16 protein-coding genes and 1 pseudogene are annotated in these 19,878 nt (G+C 52.9%); 8 read left to right on the forward strand and 9 right to left on the reverse strand.

What is annotated here, in order from left to right; translation table 11 throughout:
- Nucleotides 1-112: 112 nt before the first annotated feature.
- Entirely contained in the window at nt 113-1,609 is a 1,497-nt protein-coding gene (locus tag ACLJRU_RS17880; protein WP_000628085.1) for a sodium:solute symporter, read from the forward strand.
- A 285-nt stretch (nt 1,610-1,894) separates the two neighbouring features.
- Nucleotides 1,895-2,776 (forward strand): MurR/RpiR family transcriptional regulator, encoded by an 882-nt coding sequence (locus tag ACLJRU_RS17885; RefSeq protein WP_000433673.1) that lies wholly within the window; start codon nt 1,895-1,897, stop codon nt 2,774-2,776.
- Between the two features lie 105 nt (nt 2,777-2,881).
- On the opposite strand, the gene phoH is transcribed toward ACLJRU_RS17885, so the two are convergent.
- Both phoH and putP read right to left on the reverse strand, forming a co-directional pair.
- Entirely contained in the window at nt 2,882-3,670 is a 789-nt protein-coding gene (gene phoH, locus ACLJRU_RS17890) for a phosphate starvation-inducible protein PhoH (protein WP_023234850.1), read from the reverse strand.
- Nucleotides 3,671-4,562: 892 nt separating this feature from the next.
- A complete protein-coding gene (gene putP / locus ACLJRU_RS17895; RefSeq protein ID WP_001018463.1) occupies nt 4,563-6,071 on the reverse strand; it encodes a sodium/proline symporter PutP in 1,509 nt (502 codons plus the stop codon).
- Between the two features lie 421 nt (nt 6,072-6,492).
- On the opposite strand from putP, the gene putA reads away from it, so the two are divergent.
- Together putA and ACLJRU_RS17905 are read left to right on the forward strand one after the other, a co-directional pair.
- The gene (gene putA, locus ACLJRU_RS17900; protein ID WP_038393977.1) at nt 6,493-10,455 is read left to right on the forward strand and encodes a trifunctional transcriptional regulator/proline dehydrogenase/L-glutamate gamma-semialdehyde dehydrogenase; all 3,963 of its coding nucleotides are present in this window, start codon (nt 6,493-6,495) and stop codon (nt 10,453-10,455) included.
- A 58-nt stretch (nt 10,456-10,513) separates the two neighbouring features.
- Nucleotides 10,514-10,909 (forward strand): lysozyme inhibitor LprI family protein, encoded by a 396-nt coding sequence (locus ACLJRU_RS17905; protein ID WP_000821059.1) that lies wholly within the window; start codon nt 10,514-10,516, stop codon nt 10,907-10,909.
- Here the strand turns inward: ACLJRU_RS17905 and rutR are convergent.
- A complete protein-coding gene (gene rutR, locus ACLJRU_RS17910; RefSeq protein WP_000083128.1) occupies nt 10,906-11,544 on the reverse strand; it encodes an HTH-type transcriptional regulator RutR in 639 nt (212 codons plus the stop codon). The two genes, ACLJRU_RS17905 and rutR, sit on opposite strands and share 4 nt — an antisense overlap.
- Before the next feature lie 136 nt (nt 11,545-11,680).
- Nucleotides 11,681-11,848 (reverse strand): general stress protein, encoded by a 168-nt coding sequence (locus tag ACLJRU_RS17915; protein ID WP_001273663.1) that lies wholly within the window; start codon nt 11,846-11,848, stop codon nt 11,681-11,683.
- Nucleotides 11,849-12,232: 384 nt separating this feature from the next.
- Here ACLJRU_RS17915 and wrbA point away from each other — a divergent pair, with 384 nt between their 5' ends.
- Nucleotides 12,233-12,829, forward strand: coding sequence for an NAD(P)H:quinone oxidoreductase (gene wrbA / locus ACLJRU_RS17920; protein ID WP_001062899.1), 597 nt, complete (start codon nt 12,233-12,235; stop codon nt 12,827-12,829).
- A gap of 20 nt (nt 12,830-12,849) precedes the next feature.
- Nucleotides 12,850-13,077, forward strand: a complete 228-nt coding sequence (locus ACLJRU_RS17925) for a YccJ family protein (protein WP_001143125.1) — start codon at nt 12,850-12,852, stop codon at nt 13,075-13,077.
- 33 nt (nt 13,078-13,110) lie between these two features.
- Here the strand turns inward: ACLJRU_RS17925 and agp are convergent, their stop codons facing one another.
- The 5 genes and pseudogenes from agp to ACLJRU_RS17950 form a co-directional block, all read right to left on the reverse strand.
- A complete protein-coding gene (gene agp, locus ACLJRU_RS17930) occupies nt 13,111-14,352 on the reverse strand; it encodes a bifunctional glucose-1-phosphatase/inositol phosphatase (RefSeq protein WP_000749201.1) in 1,242 nt (413 codons plus the stop codon).
- A gap of 132 nt (nt 14,353-14,484) precedes the next feature.
- Nucleotides 14,485-14,991, reverse strand: a complete 507-nt coding sequence (locus ACLJRU_RS17935) for a protein disulfide oxidoreductase (RefSeq protein ID WP_000907522.1) — start codon at nt 14,989-14,991, stop codon at nt 14,485-14,487.
- Entirely contained in the window at nt 14,981-15,604 is a 624-nt protein-coding gene (locus ACLJRU_RS17940; protein ID WP_023234848.1) for a DsbA family protein, read from the reverse strand. Before ACLJRU_RS17940 ends, ACLJRU_RS17935 begins: the two co-directional genes overlap by 11 nt.
- Nucleotides 15,601-17,487, reverse strand: a pseudogene (locus ACLJRU_RS17945) (protein-disulfide reductase DsbD family protein). The gene ACLJRU_RS17940 and the pseudogene ACLJRU_RS17945 overlap by 4 nt, the downstream one beginning before the upstream one ends.
- Nucleotides 17,488-17,535: 48 nt before the next feature.
- Nucleotides 17,536-17,898: a copper resistance protein gene (locus tag ACLJRU_RS17950; protein ID WP_001118902.1), complete on the reverse strand. Its 363-nt coding sequence runs from the start codon at nt 17,896-17,898 to the stop codon at nt 17,536-17,538.
- Between the two features lie 235 nt (nt 17,899-18,133).
- Between ACLJRU_RS17950 and cbpA the strand changes: the two genes are divergently transcribed.
- Both cbpA and cbpM read left to right on the forward strand, forming a co-directional pair.
- Entirely contained in the window at nt 18,134-19,054 is a 921-nt protein-coding gene (cbpA, locus tag ACLJRU_RS17955; RefSeq protein WP_001539671.1) for a curved DNA-binding protein, read from the forward strand.
- Entirely contained in the window at nt 19,054-19,359 is a 306-nt protein-coding gene (gene cbpM, locus ACLJRU_RS17960; RefSeq protein ID WP_001284251.1) for a chaperone modulator CbpM, read from the forward strand. The genes cbpA and cbpM overlap by 1 nt, the downstream gene beginning before the upstream one ends.
- Nucleotides 19,360-19,878: the final 519 nt, after the last annotated feature.

Below are 19,878 nucleotides of genomic sequence, written 5' to 3' on the forward strand. Positions count from 1 at the left end.
AGTAACAAAAACTATTACTTGATCTGAATATCGTATCGTCTGAATGATGGGAAGATAAAAATACACAGACGATGACCGCAACTCTACTCAAAACCATAAGCAGGAAAGAACTATGATTACACATTCTTTCGGCATCGTTAACTATCTTGTATTATTTGGCTACCTCCTGGCCATGATGTTAGTCGGTGTCTATTTTTCCAGACGGCAAAAAACAGCAGACGATTATTTTCGCGGTGGTGGCCGGGTTCCTGGTTGGGCGGCTGGGGTCAGTGTATTTGCTACTACGTTAAGCTCAATTACATTTATGTCAATTCCTGCCAAAGCGTTTACTTCCGACTGGACGTTTATCATTGGTCAGTATCTGGCTATCGCAATTTTACCGCTGGTTTTTTATTTCTATATTCCGTTTTTTCGGAAATTGAAAGTCACATCAGCCTATGAATATCTCGAAGCACGGTTCGATGTGCGCTGCCGTCTATTCGCCAGCATGTCATTTATGTTGTTTCATATCGGACGTATCGCCATTATCACTTTCCTCACCGTGCTGGCCTTGCGCCCCTTCATCGCTATAGACCCGGTGATTTTGGTACTGTTGATTAGCGTGATGTGTATCATTTATACTTGGATGGGTGGAATTGAAGGAGTAATATGGACTGATGTTATTCAAGGCCTCTTACTTTCTGGCAGCGCGATACTGATTTTTATAGTGATATGTCTCAAAGTCCAGGGCGGCATTGGTGAAATTTTTACGGTGACGCAGCAGGCGGATAAATTCTTTCCGGCTACGCAGTTCCACTGGAGCTGGACGGAAAGCACAGTACCTGTATTGATGATTGGTTTTCTGTTTGCTAATATTCAGCAATTTACTGCCAGTCAGGATGTGGTCCAACGCTATATCGTGACTGACTCCATAGAGGAAACGAAGAAAACATTACTTACAAATGCCAAACTGGTTGCTGTGATCCCTGTTTTCTTTTTTGCTATCGGCTCGGCATTGTTTGTCTACTATCAGCAACATCCACAATTATTACCGGCGGGATTCAACACTGGCGGCATTTTGCCCTTATTCGTGGTCACCGAAATGCCAGTCGGCATTGCAGGGTTGATAATCGCCGCTATTTTCGCTGCTGCGCAGTCCAGTATCTCCAGCAGCTTAAACAGCATTTCCAGTTGTTTTAATTCCGATATCTATCAGCGTTTGAGTCATAAAAAAAGAACGCCTGAAAACCGTATGAAAATAGCTAAGTTAGTTATTCTGGTCGCGGGCCTGATAAGTAGCGCGGCCTCAGTATGGCTGGTCATGGCCGATGAATCAGAAATCTGGGATGCATTTAATAGTCTGATAGGTCTGATGGGAGGGCCAATGACCGGTCTGTTCATGCTGGGCATTTTCTTTAAACGAGCAAATGCCGGGAGTGCGGTTTTAGGAATTATTATCAGCGTCATTACCGTGCTGGGCGCACGCTATGCCACTGACCTTAACTTCTTCTTTTATGGGGTCATTGGCTCGCTAAGCGTGGTGATCAGCGGCGTTATTTTCGCCCCGTTATTTGCCCCGGCACCGCCATTGACGCTGGATGAAAAACCTGAGCCAAAGGTGACATTATGATTTCATGATACCACGCTATACCGACACAGCACACGGTGACGCCAACGCGCGGGGCGACAATACCGGGCCAGATATAAACCATCCGTCAGATGGCGCGCTATAAACACCGTAAGAGCAAACAGATTACTCTCCAGTGATGTTCTGTCATAAGTTGGCAACGCGATGTAAATACTCCCCCTCCTTTACTTACATCGCGCTTTTTTTCATGCCGCAGACTTGATAGGCTCTGCTCTGTTCGATATTGCAGGCTTTGTGCCGCAATCAGCCCTCAAGAGCAGGAACTATATGGAGCCTCAACCCCCACGTCTTAAACCCGGAAAAATCCTTGACACTCTGGGTGCTATGCAAAAAAGCCTGACACGTGCCTCCCAGCGTATTGCGCAATATATTTTAGCCTTCCCCAGACAGGTGACACAGTCATCTATTGCCGATTTGTCGCGCGACACACAGGCCGGAGAAGCCACGGTTATTCGCTTTTGTCGCACCCTGGGCTATAAAGGTTTTCAGGATTTTAAAATGGACCTGGCCATTGAACTTGCCACTACCGAGTCTGATGACAGTAGTCCTCTACTGGATGCCGAAGTTAGCGAATCCGACGATGCCCACGCCATTGGTTTAAAATTGCAGAACACCATTAGTAATGTATTGTCTGAAACGCTAAATCTGCTTGATATGCAACAGGTTCTCGGTGTCGTGGACGCCCTACGTCACTGTCACTCAGTTTATATCTTTGGTGTGGGCTCATCGGGGATCACGGCGCTGGATATGAAACACAAGCTAATGCGTATTGGTTTACGGGGCGATGCGGTAAGCAATAACCATTTTATGTACATGCAGGCTACGCTATTAAAAGCAGGCGATGTCGCGATGGGTGTCAGTCACTCGGGCACATCGCCAGAAACAGTGCATTCACTCCGATTGGCCCGACAGGCTGGCGCCACCACTGTCGCCATTACCCATAATCTGGGTTCTCCATTATGTGAAGAGGCCGATTTTTGCCTGATCAATGGTAATCGGCAAGGAATGTTGCAGGGTGACTCGATCGGTACGAAAGCCGCGCAGCTTTTCGTCTTTGACCTGCTCTATACCCTTCTTGTACAGTCCTCGCCGGAACAGGCCCGAGAAAGCAAATTACGGACAATGAATGCCCTGGACATGACAAAATAATTCCCTTCACGTACAGGCGTCATTTTCCTTTTTTGTCCATGAGTCTGCTGGACGCTTTATAGACAACAAAGCCCGGTCTCCCGGGCTCTGAAAGTCAATGCTATATTAGCTGTATGCGTGGAGCGTTCGCTGACAAAGCGCCGAGCGCACGCAGTCGTCTTTGTTGAAATGCACAATCCCTACCATTTCATCTTCTTCAAAGCGTTCCAACGCATCGCTCAATCCGGAACGCACGCCGCGCGGCAGGTCGCATTGCGTAATATCGCCATTGACAATGACCGTGACATTTTCGCCTAATCGCGTCAAAAACATTTTCATTTGCGCCGCAGTCACATTTTGCGCCTCGTCGAGGATCACGACCGCATTTTCAAAAGTACGCCCACGCATATAGGCGAACGGGGCAATTTCTACCTTACCGATTTCCGGGCGCAAACAATATTGCATAAAGGACGCGCCCAACCGTTTAAGCAGGACATCGTAGACGGGACGAAAATAAGGCGCAAATTTTTCAGCGATATCACCGGGCAAAAAACCAAGATCTTCATCAGCCTGCAATACCGGACGCGTCACAATGATCCTCTCGACGTCCTTATGAATCAATGCTTCTGCCGCCTTTGCCGCACTGATCCATGTTTTTCCACAGCCGGCTTCGCCGGTCGCAAAAATAAGCTGTTTACTGTCGATAGCGTTCAGATAATGCGCCTGTGCTTCATTTAGCGCCTTAACAGGAGAGGTATCGCGACTATCGCGCGCCATGCCAATGGCTTCTACTCCGCCCATCTGTACCAGTGACGTGACCGATTCTTCTTCACGTTGCTTATGACTACGCGAATCTCGTCTCAACACACGCTTTGCTTCACGACGAGCTTTGATCACTGCTTTTTGTCTTCCCATGGATAGCACCTTGAGTTGTAGGTATACATCACCCGCGTTCTCTTGAACGCGATTATGCGCACACACATCTGAGGGTTGGCTTCCTTGTAAGCCTTAGCTTGCTTTTTGAAACGACGCCACACACGGCTACGCGCACCACATATGACGTCATGGGTATGGACAGTAAGAGAAATGATGAGAGCTTTTAAGGTGACAAGACCACCACCGGAGAGAGAATGTCCGTACAGGGTGTTGTAACTACTGTAAACAATGTGTCCTGGTGCGGACATTACCATTCGCGATCTCCATAGTGAGTGACCATCACTGCCGGGGAACTACCGCTATTACTACTAAGTACAACACAAAACATCAATAATGCAACAATATATTCACCATGCATTAACCAAAAATTATTGCGTCATTGTCAGTCTCTTACAGAAAGATTACACGATTATTTCATCGGCAGGAGACTAAAAAAGATAATCATTAGCTACTATGGGTATTAATGGTGAAACCACCCATAACCCATTGAATATTAAACATATAAAAGATTAAAATAGAGTAATTAACGTGTCCTCTCTCCCATCGCTAAAACGGCATTATTTATGCAAAATTTTGTGCGGCATACTTACGCCGGTAACGCTAACTCGTTTTAATTTTTGTCATTACTCTATTGCGCCAAGGCTATTGGTACCATTAACAGGCGATTTCATATATGGCCAGTTAGTGATTACTCGAGACGTATTACGCCCGCGTTAACGGCGCTCAAGGGCTAAAAATAGTTTGAGAGTGCGTCCTCATTTACCTGAACATCTTCAGTCAATCGGTACGGGACTTATCAGAGGACCAGGCAGGCGTATAACGCCGCCTGGTAAAATATGTCCGATGGCAATAATGCTATCGGACATGTCGGTTATTCCGCCTGTAGCTTCGACGGCGGCGCGGAATGATAATGCGCGTCCGCTTTTGCAAAGCGTTCCTGCATCGCTGCTGTCGGCGCTTTGCCTAGCAGGCTAAAGATTACGATCCCCAGGCTGCCGAAAATGAAGCCAGGGATAATCTCATACAGATCCAGCCAGCCATATTGTTTCCAGACGATAACCGTCACCGCGCCAATAATCATTCCCGCCAGCGCGCCGTTACGTGTCATACGCGACCACATCACAGAAAACAGGACAACAGGCCCAAATGCCGCGCCGAATCCAGCCCAGGCGTAGCTCACCAGCCCCAGCACACGGTTATCGGGGTTCGCCGCCAGCGCAATGGCGATCAGCGCTACCACCAGCACCATCACTCGCCCTACCCATACCAGCTCTTGCTGGCTGGCGCTTTTACGCAGAAAAGCCTTATATAAATCTTCTGTAATCGCGCTGGAGCATACCAGCAACTGACAGCTCAACGTCGACATCACCGCCGCCAGGATAGCAGACAGCAAAATACCGGCAATCCACGGGTTAAACAGGATCTGCGCCAGTTCAATAAATACGCGTTCTGAGTTTTGGTTCACCGCCCCGGCCAGCGCGGGGTTGTTGTTAAAGTACGCAATGCCAAAGAAGCCCACCGCCACCGCGCCCGCCAGACACAGAATCATCCAGGTCATACTGATACGACGCGCATGAACAATACTGTGATGGGAATCCGCCGCCATAAAGCGCGCCAGGATATGCGGCTGACCGAAGTAACCCAGTCCCCAGCCCATCAGGGAAATAATAGCGACAAAATTCAGCCCCTTGAGCATGTCGACATTCTCGATGCTCTTTTGCTTGATCACCTCCAGCGACTCGCTAAAACCGCCTACGCCGACAATAACCATCACCGGCGTCAGGATTAACGCAAAAATCATCAGGCTGGCCTGAACGGTATCCGTCCAGCTAACGGCAAGAAACCCGCCGATAAAGGTATAAATAATGGTTGCCGCGGCCCCCGCCCACAGTGCGGTTTCATAGCTCATACCGAAGGTGCTTTCGAACAGTCGTGCTCCAGCGACAATACCTGACGCGCAATAGATGGTGAAAAACAGCAGAATAACCAACGCGGAAATAATACGCAGGACTCGGCTCTTATCCTCAAACCGACCGGTAAAATAGTCCGGCAGCGTGAGCGCGTTATTGTTAAATTCGGTATGCACGCGCAGGCGCCCGGCCACCAGCTTCCAGTTAATCCATGCGCCTAACGTCAGGCCAATGGCGATCCAGCTTTCAGAGATCCCCGACAGAAAGATAGCGCCAGGCAGCCCCATTAACAGCCAGCCGCTCATATCCGACGCGCCGGCTGATAAAGCCGTAACAAACGGCCCCAGGCTGCGACCGCCAAGAATATAGTCATCAAAGTTTTTGGTTGAGCGCCAGGCGATAAACCCAATCAATATCATGCCAAAAATATAGACACAGAATGTCACCAACATCGGTGTGCTAATAGCCATCAAGGTTCTCCAAATTTATTTATTGGCACTACCGTAGCGTGCCGTTTTGTACCCTGCCGGAACGTGGCAAGGGTGTTATGTTTACCAGGGCGACCGTATCCTGCCGGAAGCGGTGGTTATTCACAATCGATTTAACACACCATTTACATCAAATTTGATTGCAGAGGGATACTATTTTTCTCCAGGTTGCACTCTCTCACATTTTTTGCGGTTGCACCTTTTAAAAGTGTTAACTACCGCAGAGAAAATAAATCCAGATGGTTTTCCCCGTCAGACTCCCTCTTTCTTTTTTTAACAATTTATTCATTTTTAAGCTTGCAACGCAGGTCACATTTAACGCGGTTGCACAAAGTTGCAACATAGTGGATATTTTCCGCTAACTATTGGTTAGCAGACAGAGCGAATAACAGGAGTAGAGGGTATGGGAACCACCACGATGGGGGTTAAGCTGGACGACGCCACGCGCGAACGGATCAAAATGGCCGCGTCGCGTATCGATCGCACGCCGCACTGGTTAATAAAACAGGCAATCTTTAGCTATCTGGACAAGCTGGAAAATAGCGATACGCTACCGGAGCTACCTGCGCTGTTTGCCGGCGCGGCAAATGAAAGCGAGGAGCCGGTCGCGCCGCAGGATGAGCCGCATCAGCCCTTTCTGGAGTTTGCCGAACAGATTCTTCCCCAATCCGTCTCTCGCGCCGCCATCACCGCCGCCTGGCGCCGCCCGGAAACCGATGCGGTGTCAATGCTAATGGAACAGGCGCGCCTGTCGCCGCCTGTCGCTGAGCAGGCGCATAAACTGGCGTATCAACTGGCGGAGAAATTGCGCAATCAAAAATCCGCCAGCGGTCGCGCGGGTATGGTGCAAGGCCTGTTGCAGGAGTTTTCCCTCTCTTCGCAAGAAGGCGTAGCGCTGATGTGTCTGGCGGAAGCGCTGCTGCGTATTCCCGACAAAGCTACGCGCGATGCGTTAATTCGCGACAAAATCAGTAATGGCAACTGGCAGTCGCATATTGGCCGTAGCCCGTCGCTGTTTGTAAACGCCGCCACCTGGGGGCTGCTCTTTACCGGCCGACTGGTCTCAACGCATAACGAAGCCAATCTTTCGCGCTCGCTGAACCGCATTATCGGCAAGAGCGGCGAACCGTTAATCCGCAAAGGCGTCGACATGGCGATGCGTTTAATGGGCGAGCAGTTCGTGAGTGGCGAAACCATTGCTCAGGCGCTGGCGAATGCCCGAAAACTGGAAGAGAAAGGGTTCCGCTATTCTTACGATATGCTGGGCGAAGCCGCGTTAACCGCCGCCGATGCGCAGGCCTATATGGTTTCTTACCAGCAAGCGATTCATGCCATCGGCAAAGCGTCTAACGGTCGCGGTATTTACGAAGGGCCAGGCATCTCGATTAAGCTGTCCGCCCTGCATCCACGCTATAGTCGCGCACAATACGATCGGGTAATGGAGGAGCTTTATCCACGCCTGAAATCCCTGACGCTGCTGGCGCGCCAGTATGATATCGGTCTCAATATCGACGCCGAAGAGGCGGATCGTCTGGAGCTCTCGCTCGATCTGCTGGAAAAACTCTGCTTCGAACCCGAACTGGCGGGCTGGAACGGCATTGGCTTTGTGATCCAGGCTTACCAGAAACGCTGCCCGCTGGTCATTGATTATTTAGTCGATCTGGCCTCCCGTAGCCGCCGTCGGCTGATGATTCGTCTGGTGAAAGGCGCCTACTGGGATAGCGAGATCAAACGCGCGCAAATGGAAGGGCTGGAAGGCTATCCGGTTTATACCCGCAAAGTGTATACCGATGTCTCTTATCTGGCCTGCGCGAAAAAACTGCTCGCCGTTCCTAATCTGATCTACCCGCAGTTCGCGACCCATAACGCACACACACTGGCAGCGATTTATCATCTGGCCGGGCAAAATTACTATCCGGGTCAGTACGAATTCCAGTGCCTGCACGGCATGGGCGAACCGCTGTATGAACAGGTCACCGGTAAAGTAGCGGACGGAAAACTTAACCGTCCCTGCCGTATTTACGCGCCGGTGGGAACACACGAAACCCTGCTGGCCTATCTGGTACGACGCCTGCTCGAAAACGGCGCCAACACCTCTTTTGTCAACCGCATCGCCGATGCCACCCTACCGCTCGATGAACTGGTGGCCGACCCGGTCGAGGCCGTGGAAAAACTGGCGCAGCAGGAAGGTCAGGCTGGCATACCGCATCCGAAAATTCCGCTGCCGCGCGATCTGTACGGCGAAGGTCGGATAAACTCCGCCGGACTTGATTTAGCGAATGAACATCGCCTCGCCTCGCTTTCTTCTGCCCTGTTAAGCAACGCCATGCAGAAATGGCAGGCCAAACCTGTGCTGGAACAACCGGTGGCCGACGGTGAGATGACGCCGGTTATCAACCCGGCGGAACCGAAAGATATTGTCGGCTGGGGACGCGAAGCGACAGAAAGCGAGGTTGAACAGGCATTGCAAAACGCGGTCAATCAGGCGCCGGTTTGGTTTGCGACGCCGCCGCAAGAACGCGCCGCCATTTTGCAGCGGGCGGCGGTATTGATGGAAGACCAAATGCAGCAGTTGATTGGCCTGTTGGTGCGCGAAGCGGGGAAAACGTTCAGCAACGCCATTGCCGAAGTGCGCGAAGCGGTAGACTTCCTCCATTATTATGCCGGTCAAGTGCGTGACGATTTCGATAACGAAACGCATCGCCCGTTAGGGCCGGTAGTCTGCATCAGTCCGTGGAACTTCCCGCTGGCCATTTTCACCGGCCAAATCGCCGCCGCGCTGGCGGCAGGTAACAGCGTTCTGGCGAAACCGGCAGAGCAGACATCGCTGATTGCCGCCCAGGGCATTGCCATTTTGCTGGAAGCGGGCGTACCGCCGGGCGTCGTGCAACTGTTGCCGGGACGGGGAGAAACCGTCGGCGCCCAGCTTACCGCCGATGCGCGTGTACGCGGCGTGATGTTTACCGGTTCCACGGAGGTCGCGACGTTGTTGCAGCGCAACATCGCCACGCGTCTTGACGCCCAGGGCCGCCCTATTCCGTTGATTGCGGAAACCGGCGGTATGAACGCTATGATTGTCGACTCTTCCGCGCTCACCGAGCAGGTGGTCGTGGATGTGCTGGCTTCCGCTTTCGACAGCGCCGGACAACGCTGTTCCGCGCTCCGCGTGCTGTGTTTGCAGGACGATATCGCCGAACATACGCTGAAAATGTTACGCGGCGCGATGGCGGAGTGTCGGATGGGGAATCCAGGCCGTCTGACGACCGATATCGGGCCGGTGATTGATAGCGAGGCCAAAGCCAACATCGAGCGTCATATCCAGACGATGCGCGCCAAAGGCCGCCCGGTTTTCCAGGCCGCGCGTGAAAACAACGATGACGCTCAGGAATGGCAGACCGGTACGTTTGTTATGCCCACGCTTATTGAGCTGGAAAACTTCGCAGAACTGGAAAAAGAGGTCTTCGGGCCCGTGCTGCATGTCGTGCGTTATAACCGTAACCAACTGGCGGAGCTTATCGAACAGATTAACGCTTCCGGCTACGGGCTAACGCTGGGCGTACATACCCGTATTGATGAAACCATTGCGCAAGTCACCGGTTCCGCCCATGTCGGCAACCTGTACGTTAACCGTAATATGGTGGGCGCGGTCGTCGGCGTCCAGCCGTTTGGCGGCGAAGGACTGTCCGGTACCGGGCCAAAAGCGGGAGGGCCACTCTATCTCTACCGCCTGCTGGCACACCGCCCGCCCAATGCGCTCAATACGACGCTGACTCGTCAGGATGCGCGTTACCCGGTGGATGCGCAGCTTAAAACCACGCTACTCGCGCCGTTGACCGCCCTGACGCAATGGGCGGCGGATCGCCCGGCGCTACAGACGATCTGCCGACAATTCGCCGATCTGGCGCAGGCCGGCACGCAGCGCCTGCTACCGGGACCGACCGGCGAGCGTAATACCTGGACGCTGTTACCGCGTGAACGGGTATTATGCCTGGCTGATGACGAACAGGACGCGTTGACGCAGCTTGCCGCCGTTCTCGCCGTCGGCAGTCAGGCGCTATGGTCAGACGACGCCTTCCACCGCGATCTGGCGAAACGTCTCCCCGCCGCCGTTGCGGCGCGTGTCCAGTTTGCGAAAGCGGAAACGCTGATGGCGCAGCCGTTTGACGCGGTGATTTTCCACGGCGACTCCGACAAGCTGCGAACCGTGTGCGAAGCCGTCGCCGCCCGCGAAGGCGCGATAGTGTCGGTACAGGGGTTCGCCCGCGGCGAAAGCAATATACTGCTGGAACGGCTCTATATTGAACGTTCGCTGAGCGTAAACACTGCCGCCGCTGGCGGTAATGCCAGCCTGATGACAATTGGCTAATACTGTGGTTAATTAAGGCTCCGTCAATGGAGCCTTTTTACTCGCGTCAGAGGACCGTATGAAACGAATTTTCCTTACCTGCGCGGCGTTGTTGTTCAGCAGTCAGGCGTTGGCCGATGAATGTGCCAGCGCCAGTACGCAGCTGGAAATGAATCGCTGCGCCGCCGCGCAATACCAGGCGGCAGATAAAAAGCTGAACGAAACCTATCAAAGCGCGATTAAGCGTGCGCAACCGCCGCAGCGCGAGCTGTTGCAAAAAGCGCAGGTGGCATGGATTGCCCTGCGGGACGCCGATTGCGCTCTGATTCGCTCAGGTACGGAGGGCGGCAGCGTGCAACCCATGATCGCCAGCCAGTGCCTGACCGATAAAACGAACGAACGCGAAGCGTTTTTAGCCTCGCTGCTGCAATGTGAAGAGGGTGATTTGAGCTGCCCACTGCCGCCAGCCGGTTAACGCACGCGAATCCCTTCAATAATAATGCGCTGAACGCTTTCGACCGTTTGGTTGAAAAAGGCTTCATCGCGAAGCGTCGCGCCGGTTACCGCCTCAACCTGAGGGGCAAAATCGGCGTAATGTTGCGTGGCGGCCCAAATCATGAAGATCAAATGGTGCGGGGAGACGGGCGCCAGTTTCCCGCTGTGCACCCATCCGGCAATCAGCGCGGATTTTTCATCTATCAACGCTTTTAGATCGCCGGTCAGTTCCTCCATTAAGAGCGGCGCGCCCGCCAGCATCTCCATGCAGAAGAGCCGCGACGCCTGCGGATAATCACGCGAAACCTCCAGCTTGAGACGGATATACTCTTTGATGGCCTCCAGAGGGGAAAATTCTGCGCGAAACGCCTTGAGCGGCGCCAACCAGACATCCAGAATCTGTCGCATTACCGCGACATACAGCGCCTCTTTCGAGGGATAATAATAAAGCAGATTGGTTTTGGAGACGCCTGCCCGCTCGGCGACCTGCTCAAGACGCGCGCCATGAATGCCATACTGGGAAAAAACAGCAAGCGCGGCAGTTAAGATAAGCTGCCGTTTTGCACCGGTGGCCTGCGAGCGTTTCCCGATTTTTTTCTCTGTGCGTTGCGACATGCGCCCTCTCCTTTTTGTCAGGACGCAAGCATACCAAATCCGGCTTATAAACAAAAAAACCGCCGGAAATCCGGCGGCGGTGGCGCATGACGCTTTTTAGCGCGAAACGCTCAGCGTCTTGCTGTTGTGACGCAGGCTAGCTATTACGGTTACTGCTTTTGCCCCCTTTTTTGCCTGCTTCGGATGCACGCTGCGGGTCATTCTTAAAATTGCCCCCGCTGTGCTGACCACCTTTACGACCTGCTTCTGATGCTCTTTCGCGGTCTTCCGCAAAATTACCGGAACCGCCACGATGGTTTGCCATTACTGACCTCCGTCATAGATTAGACATCATATTGCATAGGTAATGAGGAGTATCTCCTCGCGCAGCGTATGAACGATATCATCAGTAACGCCACGTAACATTAAGCATAGTGAAAAACGCCGTGGTAGGCCGCTTACCGAAATATTCTGCAACATCGGAAGCCGAATACGCAGAATAATAACAATAAGAAATAAATAAGTTATTCTTATATTTAGAAAAATCAAAGCGCTTAAAAATGTATCATTTTGCAACAAAGGTCACTAAATTAATTATTGTTATAAATCAAAGAAATGGCGCTGAAATTTGCACTCTTCACAGGAGGGCATATCTTTAAATAGACGTAGCGAATCGCTACACACCTGGTTAATCTGAGGAGTAGTACAAATGGCAAAGATTCTGGTGCTCTATTATTCCATGTACGGACACATTGAAACCATGGCGCATGCGGTGGCGGAAGGGGCAAAGAAAGTCGACGGCGCAGAGGTCATTATAAAGCGTGTGCCAGAAACAATGCCGCCTGAAATCTTCGCAAAAGCTGGCGGTAAAACACAAAACGCACCGGTTGCCACCCCACAGGAGCTGGCGGATTACGATGCCATTATTTTTGGTACGCCAACCCGGTTTGGCAATATGTCAGGCCAGATGCGTACCTTCCTGGATCAAACCGGTGGACTGTGGGCATCCGGCTCGCTATACGGCAAGCTCGGCAGCGTGTTCAGTTCTACCGGAACGGGCGGCGGCCAGGAGCAGACCATCACCTCGACCTGGACTACGCTTGCCCATCATGGGATGGTGATCGTCCCGATAGGCTATGCCGCACAGGAACTCTTTGACGTCTCCCAGGTTCGCGGCGGCACGCCTTACGGCGCAACGACTATCGCCGGAGGCGACGGTTCACGTCAACCAAGCCAGGAGGAACTCTCTATCGCTCGCTATCAGGGGGAATACGTCGCCGGTCTGGCAGTCAAACTCAACGGCTAATCTTCAACAGGAGGATTCGAATGCCAACTCAAGAAGCAAAAGCGCACCGCGTCGGCGAATGGGCAAGCCTGCGTAATACGTCGCCGGAAATTGCCGAAGCCATTTTTGAAGTCGCTCACTATGACGAGAAACTGGCAGAAAAAATATGGGAAGAAGGTAGCGATGAGGTGCTGATCAAAGCCTTTGAGAAAACGGACAAAGACTCGCTCTTCTGGGGCGAACAAATCATCGAACGTAAAAACGTATAACACAAACGCCCCCGCTTGCGCGGGGGCATATGGCTATTTTGCAGCAGTGTTCATGACGTTATCGAACTTATCCAGCGGACAGAAGCCGTTCGCATCCACCGGACATCCTTTCAGTTCCAGGGTTACCCTTTGCGCGGGCGATTTGAGCGTTAACGCTTCCGCGTTACGTAACTGCCGGGCGCTCTGGTAGACATACTCGATTTTCATCAAATCCCGGTTAGCGTTGCCGTCATGCCAGCGTTGGAAGACAAGCTGACCGCCAATCGGCGTTCTCTCATACTGGTCATGGAGCTGATAGGGTTTAAAATCCAACGCCGTCAGCAGCGACGCGATATTGGAATCATGCCCCACCAGCACGGTAACCTTCGGCGCGCTAACGCGATCGGCAACCAGCACCTTATCGATATATTTCACCAGCGGCGCAGCGACATTGCGCGCCACCGTGGGTGAGGTAAACAGGCTGTCCTGATAGCCGTTTTTCAGTTTTGACAGCACCTTCCACTGCCGATCGGTGTGGATCCCGCCCCAGGCGACCTGATCCATCGGAAACCCTTCGTAATATTGCAGGGTAAACGCATCCACCAGCGAGTTCCCTACTTTAAGCGGCCCCTGCACACCAGGCTCTTGCTGATAGTTCGCGCTGAAGGTATCTTTCGCGTCGATTAGCGAACACTGATGCTTCTCTTTGCAGGACGGCGAGTCCTGATAATGCGTTATCTGCTCAAGCAGTTTATAACTCTCATCAAGATGTAGCTGACTACGCGCCTTTTCCATCGCCTGTACAGCCTGTTGCCGGAACGCGGCGGAATCATCGGTAATCACCGGATTGAAGGTAGGATCCATAGTGCCCATTTTTTCCTGATGATGAACAGGAATATCACAGCCGGGGAAAGCGCCGGTAATGAAAAATTGCGCGGTGGCGACGGTGCGCTGCAAACTATTCGCATAGGCATATACCGTGTCGGGCGCCGGACATTCTCCCGACGGTATCAGCCCCTGCGCGACCAGCCATTCACGTGTGTAGTGTCCCATATAGACTTCCAGCACGCCGCCTTTCGTCGTCAGTTGCCCGCCGGGAACGTCCCACGCCGGCCAGGCGTTCGGCGTCGACTGCGCCAGTACGCTGCCATTATTCGCCAGCGGCGCCCGCAGATTATGGCGGCTCATCATCAGCACCTGTTGTAATTGATAACCCTCCGGCGTTGTCTGCGCCTGTACGGCGGATGACAACAAAACAGCCCCTGCCACAGCAACAGCGAGTAATGATTTTTTCATCCCTATGACCTCTTGTTGTTATCAAATCGTTCTGAGTGTGACAGAAATGGATCATTTTTCCGGGAACGATTTCGCAAAACGGGGGTTTTTCTTACAGTAAACGCGTTAGCGCCGGGAAACCCCGGCGCATATTCAGAACGTTTTTGCCCACCACAGCCGAAGCTTCATGCCCCAATAGCTGGTCCAGCCGCTGGTGGTGAACACAACCCGACCTTGTGAAACCACCACCAGCGTTGGTGTCACGCTGATTTCCCAGCCAGCGGATAAGGCGCCTTTAGCATCATTGACGACCGGGAAGTCAACGCCCTTGCGCGCCAGCCAGCGGGCAACCTCAGCGTCATCGCCGGAGCGGAGCGCAACGGTCATGACGTTTTCCCCTTCAGCCGCCAGGCGAGCGACCGCAGGCGTAGTAAAGCGGCATACCCCGCACCAGCTGGCCCAAAAATAGAGCAGTACGGGGCGTTCCTCGCTCAAGGTCGCCAGAGTTGTCGACTCTCCCGTCAGCGTATGTAACGGTGTCGCGGCAAACGCCGGAGGCGCCTGCGGCGCGCGCCAGACGTCCATGACCACCATTATCGCGATGAGGAGCGCCAGAAAAACCGCGGCTTCACGCAGCCAACGCCGCAGTTTACCCGCCATTGGCAGCCGCCAGTTTTTCTTTCACCACCGCTTCCAGCGTATCCCAGGGCACTGCGCCCGGAATCAGCTCGTCGCCAATGATCGTCGCTGGCGTTCCTTGCACGCCGACCAGCCTTGCCAACTGCAAATTAGTGCGTATCGTTTCCATGCTTTTTTCATCCAGAGTCACTGGCGTAGCCCCTGCTTTCTGCTGGGCCTGTTTAATACTGTCATCCGTATGGTAACCGCGCTTTTGCATGAGTTTTTCATGTAGCGCGAGGAACTGTTGCGGATGCTCGCGCCAGGTGGTCAGCGCAATACGCGCCGCCAGTATGGAACTCTCTCCTTTAAATGGCATCGGTTTAATAATGACCGCAACGTCAGGATATTTCTGCACAATCTTTTCCAGCATCGGATCGAGCTGTTTGCAGTACGGGCAGTTGTAATCCGTAAAGTTCACCAGCGTCAGCTTAGGGTGTTTAGCGCCTATCCGCGGGCTGGCAGGATCGTTAAACAACGCCGCATGGATCAGATTTTCAATCTGCTTTTCCTGATCCGGCGTAAAAGGGGCGGTTTCTTGCGCGATGCTCAGCGTTGAAAACAGCGCCAGCAGTAAAACAATCATGTATTTCATTGGGTTATTCCTTTCGCTTTTTTCAACGTTTGTAATACCGCATCGCGGGTCAGCAAAGTGGGCAATGCCTCCCCTTCCGGCAAGCCGGGGCCATATACCTGATTAAACGGCACGGCGACCTGGCCACGCGTTTTCAGAAAATCTGTAATGGCATCGGACGGCAGCGTCCAGTCTCCCCGCAGCGCCACAACATCCGGCTGTTGCAAGGCGGCCTGCACATCCTCTTTTTGCAGGACGTTGTATTTATTCACTTTACAGGTAATACACCAGTCCGCAGTGACATCGACAAATACCCGCTTATGCTGCGCCAGCGCCGACTGGATTGCCTGTTCACTCAACGGTTGCCACTGAACCGTGTCTTGCGCGCTCTTTGACGCAGTGAAGCCGAAATGCGGCAGGAGTAACGTCGCCAGCCAGATAGCCGACCCCAGCATCATCAGACCGAGGATCCTGCACAGGACATTCATCCAACGTCCGGGGCGCGGTAAACGTAGCGCAAGTCCTGGTCGTAGCGCGACCAGTAGCCACGGCGCGCTCATCCCCAGGCCAAGCGAAAGGAACAGCCCCCACAGCGTCGGCAGCGACGCCGTGAGCGCCACCGCGACCGCCGTGCCCAGAAACGGCGCGCTACAAGGCGTCGCCAGCAGCGTGGCGAATGCCCCCTGCCAGAAATGTCCCGACATACCGTTACCGCCGTAAGTGGCCAGTTTCGTGGTCATAGATGAGGGAAGCCTGAACTCAAAAAGCCCGAACAGGCTGGCGCTAAACAACAACATCACCAGCGCCATAAAACCAATAAACCATGCATTCTGGAACTGAACTCCCCAGGCCAGCGCATGGTTTGACAGGCGAAGGAGGGTCATAAACGCCGCCAGCGCCATAAATGACGCAATGATACCGGCGACCGAAGCCAAAAATTGTCGCCTGATGTGAGAGCGGCTTTTTTCCTCTACCAATAAAATAGAGCCAAGTTTCATGCCCAAGACCGGCAGTACGCAGGGCATTAAATTAAGAATCAGTCCGCCGATCAGCGCCATCATTACAACTTGCCAGAAAGGTAGCGCCGCATTGTCCGGCGTTTGCGCTGGCGCAGCACCAATGGTTTACGTGCTCTCCTGGGCGATAGCGCCATCGGCTAACACGAGGGTCAGCGATTTGTTGCGCAAATCGGGCGCCTTTTCGCCCCAACTGTCCGTCACCGGCACCGTCGCCTGTAACCTGTCGCCCTCTACGCGCAGGCGAGGCTTCGCAAAATCGACGTCATCTATGGTGTCAAGATAGAGCCCGGGCGATGACCAGCCCGCCGCTCGCGTAGCAGTGACCACCAGTTCTCCCGGGCGATAGCCGACGTCAAGCGAGTCCGTTAGTCCACTGCGGAGCGGAATTTTACCCATCGCCCGCGCATAGTCATGGGCAAAATCGGCATTCTGCACAGTGGGCGTCACGGAAAAGGGGTAATCGGTCAACAGACAAACATTGCTGCAGGTTGATAACGTCAACACACCGCGCAAGGTCGCCGGCGGCGTACCGCGCACGATCATCGGAAAGGTCACCTCGTCGTGATATCCCTGGGTGGTGATATTCGCCACATCGAAGCGCGAGGGGGTTGGTCAGAACCAGCTTACCTCAGGCATGTCGCCTTTCCAGGCGATAGAGGGCGCCACGCCCCCTTCCCCCGGCGCGCGCCAGTAGGTTTTCCAGCCGTTTTCCAGTTTGACATCCAGTAACAGCCGGGTCTCGCCGTTAGCGGACGTATCGGCACGTAGCCGTATGCTGGCATGGTCGTTATCGGGCGAACGCAGCCGGCCGCTTTCCGCCGCCCAGGAGACGGGCAGCCAAAGCCATAACAGGCAGAACAGTATCCGCCTGAACAAAATCATCATATTTTTTCTCCGTGAATGAGTAATTAACCGTTAGCAATAACCAGTCTGTCATTCACGGAAGACACAAAATCGTAGATGTACCCGTAATGTGGGCGGCGAAATAGCCCGTGGAGGCGAAAACGGCAGGCGCATGACCCGGACAGGCGCCAGTAAGGAAAGCAGTAGACAAAGCGCAAGGATAGCGCCTTCAAAGAGTACCGGAGGCGCCGCCAGCAGCGACTTGGCGCTTAATTCACAGGGAGTGACCGGCGAGCCGTCATCTGTCGAGGAGGGAGCGCTGACCACCGCAGCAGAGGCCGTCGCCTGCATCTGCAAGGCGTGCAGGCCCGCCATGCGTTGCGCGGTACAAACCATTACCACGACACATGCAAGGCAAAGAAACCACCAGCCCATCCGTTGTTGTTTCGCCATTGCGCCCTCACTGTTTAACGCGAGTTATCTTAGCCACTGGCGCGGTTTTGGCAACCTTTCCCCTGTAAAGTTATGTCGGCGCGCTGCGCAACCTTCTGATAGTCGAACAACGTAATTTATTCTTACTAATGATATAACTGGTGTTTTCATACGCACTTTTCAGGTTTACCCTACACTTAGTGGAGAAACCTTTTTGGGGTCCCTTCTGTATGTATTGATTTAGCGAGATGATGCTATGGAACTTAAGGATTATTACGCCATTATGGGCGTGAAACCGACGGACGATCTCAAGACGATTAAGACCGCCTATCGCCGACTGGCCCGCAAGTACCATCCAGATGTCAGCAAAGAACCCAATGCCGAAGCCCGTTTCAAAGAGGTTGCTGAAGCATGGGAAGTGCTGAGTGATGAGCAACGGCGCGCCGAGTATGACCAGTTATGGCAACACCGTAACGATCCACAATTTAATCGCCAGTTCCAGCAACACGAAGGCCAGCCGTATAACGCCGAAGATTTTGATGATATTTTCTCGTCTATTTTTGGTCAGCACGGTCGCCATTCGCACCACCGCCACGCCGCACGCGGTCATGATATCGAAATTGAAGTGGCGGTATTCCTGGAAGAAACGCTGGAAGAGCACCAGCGTACGATTAGCTATTCCGTCCCCGTTTATAACGCGTTCGGCTTGGTGGAGCGGGAAATTCCCAAAACATTGAATGTGAAAATCCCGGCTGGCGTCAGCAACGGGCAACGAATCAGACTGAAAGGCCAGGGCACGCCGGGGGAAAACGGCGGACCTAATGGCGATTTATGGCTCGTTATCCATATTGCCCCGCATCCGCTCTTTGATATCGTCAATCAGGATCTGGAAGTCGTCCTTCCGCTTGCCCCATGGGAGGCGGCGCTCGGCGCTAAGGTGTCTGTGCCAACGCTTAAAGAGCGTATTTTGCTGACCATTCCCCCCGGCAGCCAGGCAGGTCAGCGGCTGCGTATCAAAGGAAAAGGATTAGCCAGTAAAAAGCACACTGGCGATCTCTATGCCATCATCAAAATCGTTATGCCGCCGAAACCTGACGAGAAAACAGCTGCCCTGTGGCAACAACTGGCGGACGCGCAGTCGTCCTTTGACCCACGCCAGCAATGGGGGAAAGCATAATGGCTAACATCACTGTCACCTTTACCATCACCGAATTTTGTTTGCACACCGGCGTGACGGAAGAGGAGCTAAACGAAATCGTCGGACTTGGCGTAATTGAGCCTTACGAAGACGATAACGCCGACTGGCAATTCGACGATCGCGCAGCGAGCGTGGTACAACGCGCGCTACGCTTACGCGAGGAGCTGGCGCTCGACTGGCCTGGGATCGCGGTCGCGTTAACGCTGCTGGAAGAGAATTCACGGCTGCGCGAAGAAAATCGGTTACTGCTGCAACGCCTTTCTCGCTTTATCTCGCATCCCTAATCCACGATAAAGGCAATAAACCGAGGGTGGGCTTTCTGCCCACCCCGGATTTACATGCACCCGGTATAATACCAGAAGGCCTCTGACATACTTCCCCCAACGGAAGAAATATAGCCTTTCACCGCGCACAACCCGACCAACGAACCGCCAATGTCAGCCATTAATGCGCCATTGCGAAGATCATCGTTTAAATAAAGACCAGCCACACGTTCACATTTTTTAGATACTTCGGTTATTTTTACACGTTAGCGATCATTTATTGCCTGAAGAATATATTCTTTCACTGTTTTGTACTCTCTGGTTGATACGTACCTTCTCCCTATCAATGCCGGGTAAAATGTACCGCTGCGCTTACAGGTTGAGGTATTTATAAATAAGAAATACAACAGTCACTTACAGTTTAATAATTGAGCGTTATAGCATCCACTGCCGCCCAATATTTACACCACGTATAAAATACAAAAATGTAATAGAATGTAAACAAAATAAGAGCATAAAATAAATAACTTATTAAAAAAT

This window comes from Salmonella sp. SAL00653 (genome assembly GCF_046552515.1).
Taxonomy (GTDB): Bacteria; Pseudomonadota; Gammaproteobacteria; order Enterobacterales; family Enterobacteriaceae; genus Salmonella; species Salmonella enterica.

Bases quoted from the DNA above. Each gene is read 5' to 3' on its own strand.
- ACLJRU_RS17880 (WP_000628085.1), top strand. From the start codon at position 113: ATGATTACACATTCTTTCGGCATCGTTAACTATCTTGTATTATTTGGC.
- ACLJRU_RS17885 (WP_000433673.1), top strand. From the start codon at position 1,895: ATGGAGCCTCAACCCCCACGTCTTAAACCCGGAAAAATCCTTGACACT.
- phoH (WP_023234850.1), bottom strand. From the start codon at position 3,670: ATGGGAAGACAAAAAGCAGTGATCAAAGCTCGTCGTGAAGCAAAGCGT.
- putP (WP_001018463.1), bottom strand. From the start codon at position 6,071: ATGGCTATTAGCACACCGATGTTGGTGACATTCTGTGTCTATATTTTT.
- putA (WP_038393977.1), top strand. From the start codon at position 6,493: ATGGGAACCACCACGATGGGGGTTAAGCTGGACGACGCCACGCGCGAA.
- ACLJRU_RS17905 (WP_000821059.1), top strand. From the start codon at position 10,514: ATGAAACGAATTTTCCTTACCTGCGCGGCGTTGTTGTTCAGCAGTCAG.
- rutR (WP_000083128.1), bottom strand. From the start codon at position 11,544: ATGTCGCAACGCACAGAGAAAAAAATCGGGAAACGCTCGCAGGCCACC.
- ACLJRU_RS17915 (WP_001273663.1), bottom strand. From the start codon at position 11,848: ATGGCAAACCATCGTGGCGGTTCCGGTAATTTTGCGGAAGACCGCGAA.
- wrbA (WP_001062899.1), top strand. From the start codon at position 12,233: ATGGCAAAGATTCTGGTGCTCTATTATTCCATGTACGGACACATTGAA.
- ACLJRU_RS17925 (WP_001143125.1), top strand. From the start codon at position 12,850: ATGCCAACTCAAGAAGCAAAAGCGCACCGCGTCGGCGAATGGGCAAGC.
- agp (WP_000749201.1), bottom strand. From the start codon at position 14,352: ATGAAAAAATCATTACTCGCTGTTGCTGTGGCAGGGGCTGTTTTGTTG.
- ACLJRU_RS17935 (WP_000907522.1), bottom strand. From the start codon at position 14,991: ATGGCGGGTAAACTGCGGCGTTGGCTGCGTGAAGCCGCGGTTTTTCTG.
- ACLJRU_RS17940 (WP_023234848.1), bottom strand. From the start codon at position 15,604: ATGAAATACATGATTGTTTTACTGCTGGCGCTGTTTTCAACGCTGAGC.
- ACLJRU_RS17950 (WP_001118902.1), bottom strand. From the start codon at position 17,898: ATGGCGAAACAACAACGGATGGGCTGGTGGTTTCTTTGCCTTGCATGT.
- cbpA (WP_001539671.1), top strand. From the start codon at position 18,134: ATGGAACTTAAGGATTATTACGCCATTATGGGCGTGAAACCGACGGAC.
- cbpM (WP_001284251.1), top strand. From the start codon at position 19,054: ATGGCTAACATCACTGTCACCTTTACCATCACCGAATTTTGTTTGCAC.